Origin of the sequence: Cupriavidus sp. USMAHM13, assembly GCF_001854285.1 — a bacterium.
GTDB lineage: Bacteria > Pseudomonadota > Gammaproteobacteria > Burkholderiales > Burkholderiaceae > Cupriavidus > Cupriavidus malaysiensis.
The window spans coordinates 2042555-2058388 of record NZ_CP017751.1; the positions used below are offsets into that span (position 1 = coordinate 2042555).

Consider the following 15834-nt stretch of genomic DNA (forward strand, 5'->3'; position numbering starts at 1 on the left):
TCACAGGTATCGCCGGCACGCCTGCGTGACTGCCGCGGGACATGGCCGCGCAGTGGCGGCGCCCAGCCTGGTGTGAGATCGAGATGTGGCGTGATGTCCGACTCGTGCGCTGATCGACCTGCTGCCTTGCCTGGCAAGGGTTCTTGGTGTATTTTCAGTGGTTTTGCACAATCGCTGGCGTCGACAAGAAGATGGCTCTCATCGTTCACAAATACGGCGGCACTTCGATGGGTTCCACGGAACGCATCAAGAATGTCGCCAAGCGCGTGGCCAAGTGGCACCGCGCCGGTCACCGCGTAGTCGTGGTGCCTTCGGCCATGTCGGGCGAAACCAATCGCCTGCTGGGCCTCGCCAAGGAGATCTCGGCGCAGCCGAGCCCGCGCGAGCTGGACATGCTGGCCTCCACCGGCGAGCAGGCCAGCGTCGCGTTGCTCGCCATCGCCCTGCACGGTGAGGACATCGACGCCGTCAGCTACACCGGCTGGCAAGTGCCGGTGAAAACCGATTCGGCCTTCACCAAGGCCCGCATCGAGTCGATCGACGACGAGCGCATCCTGGCTGACCTCGACGCCGGCCGCGTGGTGGTCATCACCGGCTTCCAGGGCATGGACGCCGACGGCAATATCACCACGCTGGGCCGTGGCGGCTCCGATACCTCGGCTGTGGCGATCGCCGCGGCCATCGAGGCCGATGAGTGCCTGATCTACACGGACGTCGACGGCGTCTACACCACCGACCCGCGCGTGGTGGAAGATGCCCGCCGCCTGGACCGCATCACCTTCGAGGAAATGCTGGAAATGGCCAGCCTCGGTTCCAAGGTGCTGCAGATCCGCTCGGTGGAGTTCGCCGGCAAGTACCGCGTGAAGACCCGCGTGCTGTCGTCGCTGACCGACCCCCTGCTGCCGCTCGAACAGGAAATGCATTCGGGCACGCTGATCACTTTTGAGGAAGAGTCTGACATGGAAGCAGCCGTCATCTCCGGCATCGCCTTTGCCCGTGACGAGGCCAAGATCACCGTTCTGGGCGTGCCCGACAAGCCCGGCATCGCTTACCAGATCCTGGGCCCGATCGCCGACGCGAACATCGACGTCGACATGATCATCCAGAACCAGTCGGTGGACGGCAAGACCGACTTCACCTTCACCGTGCCGCGCGGTGACTACCAGCGCGCGCTGGCGATCCTGAACGACGGCGTCAAGGGCCACATCGGCGCCGCCACCGTGCTGGGCGACCCGAAGGTGTCGAAGGTGTCGGTGGTGGGCGTGGGCATGCGCTCGCACGTCGGCATCGCCAGCAAGATGTTCCGCACGCTGTCGGAAGAGGGCATCAACATCCAGATGATCTCCACTTCGGAAATCAAGATCTCGGTGCTGATCGACGAGAAGTACATGGAACTCGCCGTGCGCGCCCTGCACAAGGCGTTCGAACTCGAGCAGGCCTGACGCATTCGCTTGCTTGCTGGCGGGGCACGAAAAAAAAGTGCAGTTGTCATCGAATTATCATTGACCAACTGACTTAGCCTCGCTAGAATGCGTGCTTCGTTGTGCAGCCTCCCTTGCACAACGCAAGTTTGGGAGACGTGGCCGAGAGGTCGAAGGCACTCCCCTGCTAAGGGAGCATCCGGGCCAAAACCTGGATCGAGGGTTCGAATCCCTCCGTCTCCGCCAGTTAATGGCGGCGGAACCCCGGAAGATCGCGGTCTTCCGGGGTTTTGTTTTTTTGGGCCTTCTTCAAGGGCTCCCACGCTCCCACGCCCTGACCACTGCTTCACGGCTTGCCTCGCAGCCTGCTCGCAGCCTGCTTCCCGGGGAAGCGGCGTCATGCCATGTTCCCTGTCTTGCCGAGGCGCGATAGCGGTCTCTGTCCGGATCTCTCTCCAGGCATGCCTCCGATTGCCGGGCCGGACCTCGGTGCGCACGTATGCCTGGTGGTCGTTTCTCAGGCGTTGGTGGCGGCAGTTCTCCATGCCGCAAACCAATGATCCCGCTTGCGATCCGGTCTCTCGCGTACCGCGTTGCGCAGGTGCAAGCGCACGAGGTTGGCCACCGCTTCCTGCTGGCCGGCCAGCAGCATGTCGATCCGCGTCAGGGGCCCGCGGCAGCGTCGCTCGGCGTGTCGCGGTCCACCGCCTTGCGGTATTCCAGGAGCCGGCTCCCACCGCTGCGGCTGCCCGGATTGGCATTGCCGGGCGTACAGTACGGATACCGGCGGAAGCGAGAGCCCAGGATGCCCGTGTCTCGCCACACCGCGATGCAGACCAGGACCCGACATGACCCCAAGTACCTCAGCCCGCATGCCCACGTATTTCATTTCGCACGGTGGCGGCCCCTGGCCATGGATGCCACAGGCGTTGCAGACCACGTATGCGCGCCTGGCGGCCGCGCTTGCCGACATGCCGCGCCAGGTGGGACGCAAGCCGAAGGCGATCCTGATGGTGTCGGCCCATTGGGAGGCGCCTGCCTTCACCGTGCAGGGGGCGGAGCGCCCGGGCATGATCTACGACTACTACGGCTTTCCTGAAGAAACCTACCAGGTCCGCTATGCCTCCTCCGGTTCTCCTGCGCTGGCGGTGCGTACCCTCGAACTCGTGCGCGCGGCAGGGTTGCCGGCCGACATCGATGCCGCGCGCGGCTACGACCATGGCATGTTCTCCCCGATGGCCGTCATGATTCCCGAGGCCGACGTGCCGGTGGTACAACTGTCGCTGCTGCGCGGGCTCGACCCCGAGGCGCATATCCGCCTCGGCCGCAGTCTTGCGGCGCTGCGCGACGAGGAGGTGCTGATCGTCGGCAGCGGCCTGAGCTACCACAATCTGCGTGCCTTCGGCCCGGCGGGCCAGGCCGCGTCGGCGGCCTTCGATGGCTGGCTGGGCGATGCGCTGATGCATCACGAAGGCAGTGCCCGAACCGAACGGCTGCTGCGATGGGAGCAGGCACCCGCTGCCCGCCAGGCCCACCCGCGCGAAGAACACCTGATTCCCGTCATGGTAGCCGCGGGTGCCGCCGAGAACGAGGCCGCCACGCGCGTCTATCACGAGGACGGATTCGCCGGCGGCATCTCGGTTTCGAGCTATCGCTTCGGCTGATGTCCGGCACACCTGCGGCGGTCGTCCGCCTCCTGCTCGGTTCCGCCCGGTCCGAGGTGCTGGTCAGCAGCGCGGATGGGCGCCGCCACGCGCTCACGCTGGCGCTCGGCCTGGACAATGTCCGCCCCGGTCCCTTGCGTAGCGAGCCTCCCTCCGCCATGGAACTGGAGGCCGCCATCGAATACGTCGAAAACGTGGTGATGCCGCTCGCGCGTCAGTTGCCCTCCGGTGCCTTGCTCCATGTGGAGGGCGAACTGCCTCCCGGTGTCGAGGCGCTGCGCAGCATCGAAGAGATCGAAGCGCGCTTCAACGAAATCGTGGCCGTGGCGCACGGCAGGCCGGCCGGCCGATCAGGCCTGGCCGACCGGCGCCAAGCAAGCGCCGTGCTGATCCTGCGCGAGTGGATGCACCATCTCGGCTTTGCGGCGATCGGGCGCGGGGATTGAAGGCCGCGCCGCTCGTGGCGGCTGCGCCGGCCCCTTACTCCGTCGTGCTCGGGTGTGCCGGAGCCGTCTTCTTGCCGCTCTTGGTGTGCTTCATCTTGTCCTTGGCGCTGGTCAGGTTCGAGCGTGTGCTCTGGTTGGCGCCCTGCGTGTACGGATCGAACTTGTCCGTCGACCTGGCGGCGTCCGGGACATAGCCGTCCTTGTTGGTGACGTGCATGTCATAGTCATAGCGGTCCGGGGGATTCGCCGGTCCGGCAGCCAGGGCTGCACCGGATGCCAGCAGTGCCATGGTGAACGCGATCAGAAATTGCATGGGGAATCTCCTGCGCGGGTTCAGGTGGGCGCGACGCACTCTGCATCGGCAATGATGCGCGGCGATCGCTCTGTGTCGAGCGCGAGCGCGGGAAGTTTCATCCAACACGCGCTGCACGGCGACTGGGTCAGCATAGAAATCAGCATAGCGGGGCCGCGCCCGGCTGGAAAGGACGTTACCGGTGGAAAGCGCCGCGGCGCGTCCGGGTGACATGATGCAACCGGACTTCGAGAGGATGGAGGCCCCTGGCCGCCGGCCTCTTCGCCGGCCCCTGGCGCGGCGGGGCGCTGCGCAGGCGTCTCTTCTCGTCCATATCGACATTTCCGCTCGAGCGGCCACACGGACCGCGCGGCGGAATTTCCCGCTTGCGGCATTGCGCAACGACGATGGACAGGCTTACGATGGCGGCTCCTCATCCGCGATGGCGAACCCCCGGCAAGGAGTCCGCATGAAGACCAGCGATGTCCGATCGAAGGCGTTCGCGATGCCGTTGACCAGCCCCGCGTTTCCCCTGGGTCCCTACCGCTTCGTCGATCGCGAGTTCCTGATCATCACCTGCCGCACCGATCCGGCCCGCCTGCGCGAAATCGTGCCGGGGCCCCTGCAGATCACCGAGCCGATCGTGCACGACGAATTCATCCGCATGGCCGACTCGACCGGATTCGGCGACTACACCGAAAGCAGCCAGGTGATCCCCGTCGGATGGGCTGGGCGAAGTCGTCCACGACTACCTGGCGCAACGACGCCGACGGCCCATCATCTTCTCCCACCAACGATCAAGACAGGAGTTCGAGCATGAGCACGCTGAACGGAAAGACCGCAGTGGTCACGGGCGCCGCGAGCGGCATCGGCAAGGAAATCGCGCTGGAGCTGGCCAAGGCCGGCGCAGCGGTGGCGATCGCCGACCTGAACCAGGATGGCGCCAATGCCGTTGCCGAAGAGATCCGGCAGGCCGGCGGCAAGGCCATCGGCGTCGCGATGGACGTGACGAACGAGGATGCTGTCAACCACGGCATCGACAAGGTGGCCGAGACCTTCGGCTCGGTCGACATCCTGGTGTCGAACGCGGGTATCCAGATCGTCAACCCGATCGAGAACTATGCGTTCGCTGACTGGAAGAAGATGCAGGCGATCCACGTCGACGGCGCGTTCCTGACGACGAAGGCGGCGCTCAAGCACATGTACAAGGACGATCGCGGTGGCGTGGTGATCTATATGGGGTCGGTGCACTCGCATGAGGCGTCCCCGCTCAAGTCGGCCTACGTGACGGCGAAGCATGGCCTGCTGGGGCTGGCGCGCGTGCTGGCGAAAGAGGGCGCCAGGCACAATGTGCGTTCGCATGTCGTGTGCCCGGGTTTCGTGCGCACGCCGCTGGTGGAGAAGCAGATTCCGGAACAAGCGAAGGAGCTGGGAATCAGCGAGGAGGATGTGGTGAAGAAGGTGATGCTCGGCAATACGGTCGACGGTGTGTTTACCACGGTGCAGGACGTCGCCCAGACCGTGCTGTTCCTGTCGGCATTCCCGAGCGCCGCGCTCACCGGCCAGTCGTTTGTGGTCAGCCACGGCTGGTTCATGCAATGAAGCCGCGCGCTCGCACCGAAAAGCAGGCCATCGATCCGGTCGAGCCGCGCCACGAGGCAGGCGGGGCGGGCGCTCCGCGCGCGCTGCCCTACGAGACGATCGCGCTCGTGCTGCAGGGCGGTGGCGCCCTTGGCGCGTATCAGGCCGGAGTCTTCGAGGGGCTGCACGAGGCGGGCATTCCCCTCGACTGGATCGCGGGCATCTCGATCGGCGCGCTCAACACCGCGCTGATTGCGGGCAATGCGCCCGAGCATCGCGTCGATCGGCTGCGCCAGTTCTGGGAGACGATCTGCCAGCCCGCGTTCTTTCCGGCGATCCCGGTGGCGTTCGAGTCAGCGCTGTTCAACAGCATCGACCAGGTGCGCACGCTCTTCACCGCGTCGCAGGCCGCGAGCGCGATGATGCAGGGCCAGCAGGGCTTCTTCGTGCCGCGCTTTCCGCCGCCGCTGCCGGGCGTGCCCGACCATCCGGAGAAGATCAGCTGGTACGACACCTCCGCACTGCGCGCGACCTTGCTCAAGCTGTGCGATTTCGATCGCATCAACGCCGGCGAGACCCGCGTTTCAGTGGGGGCGGTCAATGTCGGCACCGGCAACTTCGTCTACTTCGACAATGTGCATACGCGCCTCGCGCCGGAGCACTTCATCGCGTCGGGTGCGCTGCCGCCCGCGTTCCCGCCCGTCGAGATCGATGACGAATACTATTGGGACGGCGGCGTCGTGTCGAACACGCCGCTGATGGAGGTGCTGGGCGCACGGCCGCGCCGCGATACGCTCGCCTTCCAGGTGGACCTGTGGAGCGCGCGCGGACCGCTGCCGCGCACCATGGGCGCCGTCACCGAGCGGACGAAGGATGTGCAGTATTCGAGCCGGACGCGCTTCGTTACCGATACGCTGGAGCGCGAGCAACGGTATCGCAACGTGCTGCGCAAGGTGCTCGATCAGTTGCCGGAGGCGCAGCGCCGGAGCGACCCCTGGTGTCTCGAGGCCGAGGCGCTGGCATGCAGCAAGAAATACAACATCCAGCACCTGATCTACCAGCAGAAGGCGCACGAGCGTCACTACAAGGACTATCAGTTCGGGCTGTCGACCATGCGCGATCACTGGTCCGCCGGGCTCGCCGATATCCGCAGGACACTCGCCAACAAGGATGGTCTTGCCCTGCCGGACAATGACGCGGGCTTCGTGACGCATGACGTCCATCGCAAGGCCGTCACGCCGTGACAGGTTTGCCTCGGCATGGGACGGCGGCGTAATTCCGGGCGCGACGGTCAACGCGCTGAGAGGCTGCATCGGGCCGCCAGGGCGCCGGTGCGCTGACCCGCCGATCGGGCCGGCAGCCCGGCCTCACTGCCGTGCCAGCCTCTCAATCCGGAGCAATCGCCCGCACAGTGACTTCGCCCTTGTCGTCGTCCTTTCGGGCATCCCCGTAACCCTGCGGTCCGGCCCCGGCCGCCATGGACAAGGGCTCCACCGGGTAGCCGTGAAGCTCCCACGCATCCAGGCCGCCCTTCAAGGCGCGTATGTGCCGGAAGCCCTTGCGGCGCATCTGCTGCGATATCGTCTTGGCGGTGGCTTCGTTCGGGCAGACGCAATAGACGACGAGGTCATGTTCGAGCAGCGCCTCATCGACTTTCCCAGGGGAGGCGAGGTCGATGAGCATGGCGCCCGGAATGCGGTGCGGCTCTGCCTGGCGGACGGCGTGCGGGCGTGCGTCGAGAATGACCGGAGGGTGCTCCGACCGCATCATCGCATCGAGTTGCTGAGGCGTGATCCGGATATGCGCGAGCCAGCGGCGGAAGCGCAGGCGCTGGATCCACCGGTAGGCCAGGAATACTGCCACGACCGCGAGCAGCGTTTCGGCGACGGTGATGCCGTGCGCGCTGACCGCCAGCATCATGCGGTTCAGCTGCGAACCGAACAGGGTTCCCCCGGCGAGCCACGCGCCCGACCACATCGCCCCTCCGGCGAGGTCCCACGAGAAGAAGATCCTCCGGTCGATCTTGGTGCTGCCCAACAGCGGGGAGGCGACCAGTCCAAGGCCGGGGACGAATTTCGCGACCAGCAGCAGCGGCGCTCCGTACCGCTCGAACCAGGCGTGGGTCCGCCGTATGCTCGAGTCGAGCGACAGCGATACGCGGACCAGTCTCGTGAGGAGATGGCGTCCGTAGCGGCGTCCGAGCGTAAACCACAGTCCGTCCGAGATCAGGACACCGGCGACGGCTGCCGCGAATACCGAACCGAAGGAGACGAAGCCGGCCGCGACCTGCGAGCCGGCGAGCAGAAGCATGGGCGCGGCCGGAACCGGCGCGCCGAGTTGTGTGACCAGCACACTGAGGAACACGGCCCAAGCTCCCCATTCGGAAATGAAAGCGGGGGAAACCATCGGCAACAACTGACTCCGCTCAGGATTGATTAGCGCTGGGGCACAAGCGCTGGGGGCGCCCGACTTGCATGTCGGCGTGCCGCATTGTCGCACAGGCCATGATGCGGTGCCGCGCGGAGCGTGATGCGCTGCCGGCAGGGATGGCAAGTCCTGCGCCGCGGTCGATCGGAGACGCTCCGGAGCGCGCCGGCGACGGCGTGCAATCAGTCGAGGCCCAGGTTGAGGGTCGGGCGCAGCCACTGGATGAAATCGGCGACTTCTTCTCCGATGATCTCGTGCCCCATCTCGTAGAAGCGGGTCTGGTGGCTGACGCCGAGACGCTGCAGCCACGCTTCGGCCAGCTCGGCCCACTTCGCGGGCAGTTTGTCGTCACGCCGGCCGTGCCCGACGAAGGCCGAGAGGGAGCGCAGTGCTTCCACTGGCGCGATATGGCTTTCCAGCTCGGGCAGGATCCGTCCGCTCAACAGGCCGAAGCCGGCGACTTTCTCCGGTGCGCTGAGCCCGACGCTGGCGCTGAGGATGCCGCCCTGGCTGAATCCCGCGATCACGGTCGGCAGCGGCGGCAATGCGTCGAGCAGGCGCAGCAGGCGCAGGCGGCTGTCTTCAGCCTGTTCCGCACGGATGACCGGGCCGTTGGCGGTAAAGCTGACCTGGAACCAGGCGAAGCCTTGCGCGCCGAGTGGCAAGGGGGCCCGCACCAGCAGGACCTCGACGCCGGCGGGCAGATGGCGGGCCAGGCTGGCGAGGTTGTCCTCGTTGCCGCCTACGCCATGCAGCAGCAGGACACGGGCCAGCGGGGCTTCGGCACCGCGGCCGATGCGGAATTGGAGGCCGGAATGCGGCTCCTGCTGGAGTTCGGAGAAGACGATGGTTGCGTTCATGATGGTATGGCTGCGTGCAGCATGTCCTGTGCGGAGGGAACAGTCGAGGGGCAGAAGAGATAGTGGTCCATGGCCAGCACGCCGTGCTGCACGCCGCCTTCGAGCACGCGCAGCGCGTAGTGTTCGCCGGCGGCGCCCAGGGCGACGAAGAGCGGCAGGATATGCTCTTCCGTGGGGTGGGCGCGCTCCGCCTCGGGGGCACGGTTGCGGTAGTCGAGCAAGGCGTCCAGGTCCGCGGCCTGCAGAGCATGCGCCGTCCAGCGGGCAAAGCGCTCCACATATCCTTCGACCGGGGCGCGGGCGGCTCGGAATTCATACAGATTGTGGGTCAGGCTCCCCGAGCCGACCAGCAGGACGCCCGCCTCGCGCAGCGGCCGCAGGGCCCGGCCGAGTTGCCAGGCGCCAAGCGGATCGAGCGGCATGGGCAAGGACACTTGCAGGACCGGGACGTCGGCCGTCGGTACCAGGTGCAGCAACGGCACCCAGGCGCCATGGTCGAGTCCGCGGCGCGGATCGGCGAGCGAGGACCATCCAGCCGCCGACAGCAGCGGGCGGATTTCCTCCGCCATCGCAGGCAGGCCGGGCGCCGGATAGCCGAGCTGGTACAGCGCCGGCGGGAAACCGCCGAAATCGTGCAGCGTCGCGGGCGCCTCGCTCGCGGTGACGCCGACCCCGCCCCGGGTCGTCCAGTGCGGGGACACGACGACGATCGCGCGAGGACGCGGCAGTTCGGCGCCCAGCGCCATCAGGCTTGCCCCCGCCAGGCCGGGTTCGAGGGCAAAGGTCGGGGCGCCGTGCGAAACGAACAGGGTCGGAAAGGCATGGCGCATGGCGGTCATCTCCTGGGCGGCTTGCTTACTTGTGGATCCAGGTCGGGGCGATCGAAGTGCCCAGGCCGGCGCCGTAGCCAAGGTAGATGTTCAGGCCGGCCAGCGGCTCGAGGTAACGGGCATTCACCAGGCCGCCGGCATCGACGCCCTCGAAGCCGAGACTGCGTGCCAGCGCCAGCGCGGTCTGCCTGGCTCGCTCGCTGTCACTGGCGGCGAACACGCTGCCGCGCTGCCCGCCGGCGAACAGCGGGCCATCTGCCAGGACCTGCGCGAACAAGGTGTTGAAGGCCTTGACCAACTCGATGCCGGGCAGCGCCTTGGCAATTTCCTCGGCTGCGCTGCTGCTGTGGCCGATGGTCAAGCCCATGTAGTCCGCGGTCAGCGGATTGGTGATGTCGATGACCACCTTGCCGCGCAGGTCGCCGAGGCTGCGCAGCGCGCCGACGGCATCCGGGTAGGCGGTGGCGACGATCACGACCTCGCTGTCTCCGAGGGCTTGCGCGGCCGGGTAGGCTTCGACATGGGGGAACTGTTCCGCGAGCGCCTGGGCCTTGGCCAGGTCGCGGCCGGTGATCCGGACCTGGTGGCCGGCCCGGTCCAGTTGCCGCGCGAAGGCGGCGCCCATATTGCCGGTGCCGATGAGGGTGATGTGCATCTCGGTGTCTCCAGGTGGAGTGGGAAGATGCCTTCAGTTTATGGATTCAGATTTCGAGATAAAGATGTTCTAATGCGATAAATTGTCTCGATTATCGAGCCTATGACTGATCGTGCACTCGAAATGCAGGTCTTCTGCACCGTCGTCGACAAGGGAAGCTTCATCGCGGCCGCGGAGCCTTTGGACATGTCCAAGGCCGCCGTATCGCGGCATGTCAACGCCCTGGAAGCACGGCTCGGGGTGCGGCTGCTGCAGCGGACGACGCGACGCCTGTCACTGACCGAGGCAGGGCGGGGCTTCTACCAGCAGGCGCGCGAGGTCCTGGGGCTGATGGACGCCGCGGAAAGCGCCGTGGCATCCGGTGCCGTCGAGCCGAGCGGTGTGCTGCGCCTGAGCGCGCCGCTGAGCTTCGGCATCCAGCACCTCGCGCCGCTGTGGGCGGACTTCCTGCGCGCCCACCCACGCATCGAACTGGATATCAGCCTGAATGACCGGGTGGTGGACCTGGTCGAGGAAGGCTTCGACATGGCGGTGCGGATCGCGCGCCTGCAGGACTCCTCGCTCATCGGCCGGCGCCTTGCCAGCACGCGCATGCGTCTCTGCGCCGCACCGTCCTACCTGGCGCGGCATCCACCCCTGGCGACGCCGGCCGATCTCGCCGCGCACCCCGTGATCGCGTACAGCCACTTCGCCACCCGCAATGAATGGCGCTTTACCGGGCCGGAGGGCGAGGTCAGCGTGCAGACGCACTCCACCGTACGCTGCAACAACGGCGACACGTGCCGCGCCATCGCCATCGGCGGCGGCGGCATTCTGCTGCAGCCGAGCTTCATGCTGTACCAAGACCTGCGCCACGGCGACCTGGTGGAGATTCTCCCGGCGTACCGATCCGTCGAGCTGGGCATCTATGCGGTCTATCCCTCGCGCAAGCACCTGCCGCCGAAGGTCCGCGCCCTGATCGGCTATCTGGCGGAGTGCTTCGTCGATGTCGCCTGGGATGATTGAACTCATGCTGCCCGATGCCAGGTGCCGTCCGGCCTTGGGCCAGCCCTTGTGCCGTCGCTCAATCGCTCAATCGCTCAATCGAGCGGAAGTGTCGAGAGTTCCCAGGCCCTCGCTTCGCGCAAGAGCGCCTGGTTCCGCTGAAGCTGTTCGACGGCACCGGCCGCGCGATCGGCGGAGGGCCATTCCGGGAGGGGAGGCGGTCCGGCCGCCTATTGACGCCAAGTGACGAATGAAATGATAATGCGTCGCATTTGCGATTCTGCGTGATCGTGCTGCGCCCTTCCCGGCGATGCATCCCGGTCCACCAGGCCACGCTTCATTTCCAATCCTTCCCTTCCCAGGTACCTCGCCGTCGTAGCGAAGCGCGGGGAGGCGAGATCCTGAGCCGCGTTCCCGATGCCGTCCCGGACCCTGCGAGCGCTGGGGCTGTTCGCCTACTACGAAGAGTTGGTGAACACCTGGACGCGCAAACTGAGCAACCGCCATGCCGCCGAAGACCTGACGCAGGATGCGTTGCTGCGCGTCCTGGAGGCCAAGGCAGCCCCTGAGCAGGCACGGGCCTACCTGCACCGGACGGCGAGGAACCTGGCGATCGACGCGTTCCGGCAGCAGGGCGGCCGCGAGTCGTTGGCGCTTGACAGCATCGAGTCCCATCCCGCAACCTGCGGGGATCCCGAGGCAGAGTGCAGCGCGGTGCAGTTCGCCGCGCAGATCGAAGCGGCGCTGGCCGAGTTGCCGCTGAAGTGCCGGCAGGTGTTCGTGTGGCAACGCCTCGACGGCTGCTCGCAGCAGGAGATCGCCGAGCGCCTCGGTGTCTCGAAGAACATGGTCGAGAAGTACATGATCCGCGCGATGCGGCACCTGCGCGATCGCGTGGGGGCGCTGGGTCCGCACTGAGCACTTCGTCGAGCGCCTCGCCCCATGTCCCGCCCGATGCCGAATCCGTCTCCGTTCCTGTTTCCGTTCCTGTTTCCGCTCCCGCCCGGCTGCGCCCGGTGTCCCGGTAGGTGTCCGACTGCCCCGACCTATGAGTAAAGCCGATCGTTCCCGTGATGCCGCCGCGCGCTGGTTCGCGCGGGCGCAGGATCCCGACATCAGCGCGCAGGAGCGGCAGGCCCTGGCCGAGTGGCTGGCCGCAAGCGAGCGGCACCGGGCCGAGTACGCGGCCCTGGAGCGGATCTGGGGAACTGCCGGCGCCATGGATGCGGCGCGCTTGCGCGCGCTGGCCGAGCCGGCCGGCGGGGCGGGAATGCCTGCGGCGCGGCGGGCGGCGGCGGGCTGGCCGGGGCGGCGAGGCGCCTGGGTGGCTGGCACGTGCGCGCTGGCGCTTGCCGGTGGCTGGCTGGCCTGGCAGTCCGCCGTGCCCGAGCCGGGCGGCAGGGTGGCCGGCGCACAGGTTCCGGCAGCCTACCAGGCCGCGTTCAGCACCGCGCCGGGCGAGCGCCGCACGGTCCGCCTTCCGGATGGCTCACGCATCCAGCTCAACACGCGCAGCCGCGTCGCGGTGCATTTCCAGGCCGGGCGGCGGGACGTCGCCTTGCTCGAGGGCGAGGCGATGTTCGAGGTCGCGCACGACGGCGCGCAGCCATTCATCGTGGACGCGGGCGCCGGATCGGTGACGGTGACCGGCACCCGCTTCGACGTGCGCCGCCGGACGGCCGGCATGGAGGTGGCGGTCGAGTCCGGTTCGGTCGACGTGCGCGGGCACTCCGACGCGCCGCGCAAGGCCGGGGCGGCAGTCAGGCTGACGGCGGGGCTGGGTGCCACGGTCGACGGCAGCGGCGCGGTCGCGCCGGCGGCGCCGGTCGACCTGTCCGCCGCGCTGGCCTGGCGCGACGGCAAGCTGGTGTTCAACGACAGGCCCTTGTCGGAGGTGGCGGCCGAAGTCTCGCGCTATCGCCGGCAGCCGGTGCGCGTGGCCGATGCCGTGGCCGCGCGGCTGCGCGTCAGCAGCGTGTTCAGCGCCGACGATCCCGATGCCCTGCTGGCGGCACTGCCACACTTCCTGCCGGTCGCCGTCCGCCAGCTGGCCGACGGCAGCGCGGAAATTTTTTCGCCATAGATTCAGGTTTTGCGCGCGGGCTTCGTCTTCATGTCGACGGCGCCCGCTGAGGCGGGCCGTCTTCTCCCCGGACGCAACCCGAGAGCAAGCTGACGTGACACCGTTCCAACCCATCTTTCCCGGCGCCCGCCGCGGCACCATGGCCGCCGTGGCCGCCACCCTCCTTGGCGCCGTGGCGGCGCCTGCGCTCGCGGAGGCCGATCGCAAGGCGGCCGTGGCGATCGATATCCGCGCCCAGCCGCTGGCCGATGCCCTGGCCCAGCTAGGCCGCCAGACTTCCATCCAGCTCTTCTTTGCCCCCGCCCTGGTGGCCGGAAGGCAGGCCCCCGCGGTACGCGGCAGCATGCCGCCGGAGGAGGCGCTCGCGGTCCTGCTCCAAGGCAGCGGCATCCGCTACCAGCGCAGCGGCAGCCACGGCTTCGTGCTGCAGCCTGCGGCGCAGGCCGGCGCCGCGGCGGACGCTGTCGCGCCGCCTGCTGCTGCTGCGGGTCCAGTCGACCCGGGCACCATGCTGGCACCCGTGGAGGTGACCGCCTCGCGCACCTCCAGCGACCTGGTGCGTCCCACCCGCCAGGTGACCGTGATCGAGCGCGCGGAACTGGAGGAACTGAAGACCGGGTCGGACAGCCTGGCCACCGTGCTGGCCAAGGTTATCCCGGGGATGGCCGATTCCAGCCATACCATCACCGACTACGGGCAGACGCTGCGCGGGCGCGGCATGCTGGTGCTGCTGGACGGGGTGCCGTTGAACACCAACCGCGATTCGGCGCGCAATCTTGCCAATATCGACCCGGCCCTGGTGGAGCGGGTCGAGGTCTTGCGCGGCAGCAGTGCCATCTATGGTGGCGGCGCGACCGGTGGCATCGTCTCCATCACCACGCGCCCGGCGGGCGGGCCGCCGCAGGCCGATACCACCCTGTCGCTTGGCTCGCCATTGACGCGCTTGCGTGCCGATGGCCTGAGCGCCAACCTGCAGCAGCACTTTTCCGGCAGCGAGGGCATCGTCGATTACGCTTTCGATGTCGGTGCGCGCCGCACCGGCAGCAGCTATGATGCGCGCGGCCGGCGCCTTGCGCCGGAGCCGAGCCAGGGCGACCTGTTCCAGTCGGACAACTACAACATCGGCGGCAAGCTCGGCCTGCGCCTGGCGCCGGAGCAGCGTGTGCAGATCGCGGTCAGCCACTTCAATGCCGACCAGGACACCCGCTTCGCCCCGGATCCGGGCGTGGCCAGGCTGGCGCCGGGAAGCGTGCCGGCGCGCGCCATCGGCGGCCTGCAACTGGCGGAGCAGAACCAGATCCGCAATACCCTCGTCAACCTGGAGTATGAGCACCGCGACCTGTTCGGCAGCACGCTGTCGACCCAGTTCTACTACCGCGACTACTTCAGCCGCTTCACGCCTTTCGATGCGCGCAGCGTGTCGACGCGTGGCGGCAATGTCGACCAGACCATGCAGAATTCGCAGGTGTTCGGCAGCCGCCTGACGGTGAAGACGCCACTGGGCAGCGACAAGCGTACGCGCGTGGTCTGGGGCATGGACTTCGAGCAGGAGCGCAGCGACATGCCGATCGACATCTTCGATGCCAAGGCCTATGATGCCAGCGGCGGGCGCGTCTTCAACAAGACCGGCACGCTCACCTACATGCCGCCCATCACCACGCGCAGCCTGGGCGGCTTCGCCCAGCTGCAGCACAAGTTCGACGAGCAGTGGTCGGCCGAGGGCGGCCTGCGCTACCAGTACGCCCGTGCCAGCTTCAACGATTTCGTACCGCTCTCGCAATCGCGGCTGGCCAATCCCGCCACCGTCGGCGGCAGCGCCGTGGACTACAGCGCCGTGCTGGGCAATATCGGCGTGGCCTACAAGCCGGCCAAGGGCCACGAGTTCTATGCCGCCTTCAGCCAGGGCTTCAGCCTTCCCGATATCGGCCTGCAGGTGCGCAATGCGCGCGCCGGGTTCGACATCGGTCCGTCGGACCTGCAGCCGGTCAAGACGAACAACTACGAGCTGGGCTGGCGCGGCGCCTTCGGCAATACGCTGGCCTCGCTGGCGGTGTTCTACACCACCTCGGAGCTCGGCGACGTGCAGAGCTTCAACAATGGCCTGATCCTGACCCGTACCGCCGAGCGCATCGTCGGCGTGGAAGCCGCCGCCGACTACCTGTCCGATGACGAGCGCTGGGGCGCGGGCGGTACCGCGACGTGGATGCAAGGCCGGGAAACACCGCAGGGCGGGAGCAGCCAGCAGATGAGCGGCTACCGAATTCCTCCGCTCAAGCTGACCGCCTACCTGCAGTACCGCCCGCTGCCGCAGTGGAGCAACCGCCTGCAGGCGACCTTCTTCGCCAGCCATGATTACCGGCTGAACGGCGTCGACAGCTTCGGCCGGCGCGAGGTCGGCAGCTACACCACCGTCGACCTGATCAGCCGTTATCAGATCGGCCGCAAGGACACGGTCACGGTGGGCATCCAGAACCTGTTCAACCGTGACTACTATCCGCTGTACAGCCAGTTGCTGCGCAACAGCAACAACACCAGCCATCTTCCGTCGGCTGGCATCACGCTGACCGCGAGCTACCAGCACCGCTGGTAGC

15 protein-coding genes, 1 tRNA gene and 1 pseudogene are annotated in these 15834 nt (G+C 67.4%); 11 read left to right on the forward strand and 6 right to left on the reverse strand.

Features of this window, described 5'->3' with window-relative positions; genetic code table 11:
* Positions 1-191: 191 nt before the first annotated feature.
* The gene (locus tag BKK81_RS08990; protein WP_071012207.1) at positions 192-1442 is read left to right on the forward strand and encodes an aspartate kinase; all 1251 of its coding nucleotides are present in this window, start codon (positions 192-194) and stop codon (positions 1440-1442) included.
* Between the two features lie 131 nt (positions 1443-1573).
* Positions 1574-1667 (forward strand) — tRNA-Ser (locus tag BKK81_RS08995).
* Positions 1668-1938: 271 nt separating this feature from the next.
* Here BKK81_RS08995 and BKK81_RS36745 read toward each other — a convergent pair.
* Positions 1939-2073: a hypothetical protein gene (locus BKK81_RS36745; RefSeq protein ID WP_257786753.1), complete on the reverse strand. Its 135-nt coding sequence runs from the start codon at positions 2071-2073 to the stop codon at positions 1939-1941.
* A 196-nt stretch (positions 2074-2269) separates the two neighbouring features.
* Here BKK81_RS36745 and BKK81_RS09000 point away from each other — a divergent pair, with 196 nt between their 5' ends.
* Positions 2270-3085: a DODA-type extradiol aromatic ring-opening family dioxygenase gene (locus tag BKK81_RS09000; protein WP_071012212.1), complete on the forward strand. Its 816-nt coding sequence runs from the start codon at positions 2270-2272 to the stop codon at positions 3083-3085.
* Positions 3085-3531: a hypothetical protein gene (locus BKK81_RS35970; protein WP_071012214.1), complete on the forward strand. Its 447-nt coding sequence runs from the start codon at positions 3085-3087 to the stop codon at positions 3529-3531. Before BKK81_RS09000 ends, BKK81_RS35970 begins: the two co-directional genes overlap by 1 nt.
* Positions 3532-3565: 34 nt before the next feature.
* Here BKK81_RS35970 and BKK81_RS09010 read toward each other — a convergent pair whose 3' ends face one another.
* Positions 3566-3844 carry a hypothetical protein gene (locus tag BKK81_RS09010; protein ID WP_071012215.1) on the reverse strand — a complete coding sequence of 93 codons (279 nt, stop codon included), beginning with the start codon at positions 3842-3844 and terminating at the stop codon, positions 3566-3568.
* Between the two features lie 448 nt (positions 3845-4292).
* Here BKK81_RS09010 and BKK81_RS09015 point away from each other — a divergent pair.
* The 3 genes and pseudogenes from BKK81_RS09015 to BKK81_RS09025 form a co-directional block, all read left to right on the forward strand.
* A pseudogene (locus tag BKK81_RS09015) lies at positions 4293-4562 on the forward strand (acetoacetate decarboxylase family protein); the annotation flags it as partial.
* Positions 4563-4639: 77 nt separating this feature from the next.
* Positions 4640-5425, forward strand: a complete 786-nt coding sequence (locus BKK81_RS09020; RefSeq protein WP_071012217.1) for a 3-hydroxybutyrate dehydrogenase — start codon at positions 4640-4642, stop codon at positions 5423-5425.
* Positions 5422-6648, forward strand: coding sequence for a patatin-like phospholipase family protein (locus tag BKK81_RS09025; RefSeq protein WP_071012218.1), 1227 nt, complete (start codon positions 5422-5424; stop codon positions 6646-6648). Before BKK81_RS09020 ends, BKK81_RS09025 begins: the two co-directional genes overlap by 4 nt.
* Positions 6649-6790: 142 nt before the next feature.
* On the opposite strand, the gene BKK81_RS09030 is transcribed toward BKK81_RS09025, so the two are convergent.
* From BKK81_RS09030 to BKK81_RS09045, 4 genes are all read right to left on the reverse strand, one after another.
* Positions 6791-7810, reverse strand: a complete 1020-nt coding sequence (locus BKK81_RS09030; RefSeq protein ID WP_071012220.1) for a VTT domain-containing protein — start codon at positions 7808-7810, stop codon at positions 6791-6793.
* 203 nt (positions 7811-8013) lie between these two features.
* On the reverse strand, positions 8014-8691 hold the full coding sequence (locus BKK81_RS09035; RefSeq protein WP_071012221.1) for an alpha/beta hydrolase: 678 nt from the start codon (positions 8689-8691) through the stop codon (positions 8014-8016).
* Positions 8688-9521, reverse strand: a complete 834-nt coding sequence (locus tag BKK81_RS09040) for a DODA-type extradiol aromatic ring-opening family dioxygenase (RefSeq protein WP_071012223.1) — start codon at positions 9519-9521, stop codon at positions 8688-8690. Before BKK81_RS09040 ends, BKK81_RS09035 begins: the two co-directional genes overlap by 4 nt.
* A gap of 25 nt (positions 9522-9546) precedes the next feature.
* On the reverse strand, positions 9547-10176 hold the full coding sequence (locus BKK81_RS09045; protein ID WP_071012225.1) for an NADPH-dependent F420 reductase: 630 nt from the start codon (positions 10174-10176) through the stop codon (positions 9547-9549).
* Between the two features lie 123 nt (positions 10177-10299).
* Between BKK81_RS09045 and BKK81_RS09050 the strand changes: the two genes are divergently transcribed.
* The 4 genes from BKK81_RS09050 to BKK81_RS09065 all read left to right on the forward strand — a co-directional run bounded on the left by BKK81_RS09050 (position 10300) and on the right by BKK81_RS09065 (position 15833).
* On the forward strand, positions 10300-11181 hold the full coding sequence (locus BKK81_RS09050; RefSeq protein WP_156811183.1) for a LysR family transcriptional regulator: 882 nt from the start codon (positions 10300-10302) through the stop codon (positions 11179-11181).
* A 396-nt stretch (positions 11182-11577) separates the two neighbouring features.
* Positions 11578-12078 carry a sigma-70 family RNA polymerase sigma factor gene (locus tag BKK81_RS09055; protein ID WP_071012229.1) on the forward strand — a complete coding sequence of 167 codons (501 nt, stop codon included), beginning with the start codon at positions 11578-11580 and terminating at the stop codon, positions 12076-12078.
* A gap of 130 nt (positions 12079-12208) precedes the next feature.
* The gene (locus BKK81_RS09060) at positions 12209-13243 is read left to right on the forward strand and encodes a FecR family protein (RefSeq protein WP_071012231.1); all 1035 of its coding nucleotides are present in this window, start codon (positions 12209-12211) and stop codon (positions 13241-13243) included.
* A gap of 139 nt (positions 13244-13382) precedes the next feature.
* A complete protein-coding gene (locus BKK81_RS09065; protein ID WP_071016258.1) occupies positions 13383-15833 on the forward strand; it encodes a TonB-dependent receptor in 2451 nt (816 codons plus the stop codon).
* The last annotated feature ends 1 nt before the right edge of the window (position 15834 follow it).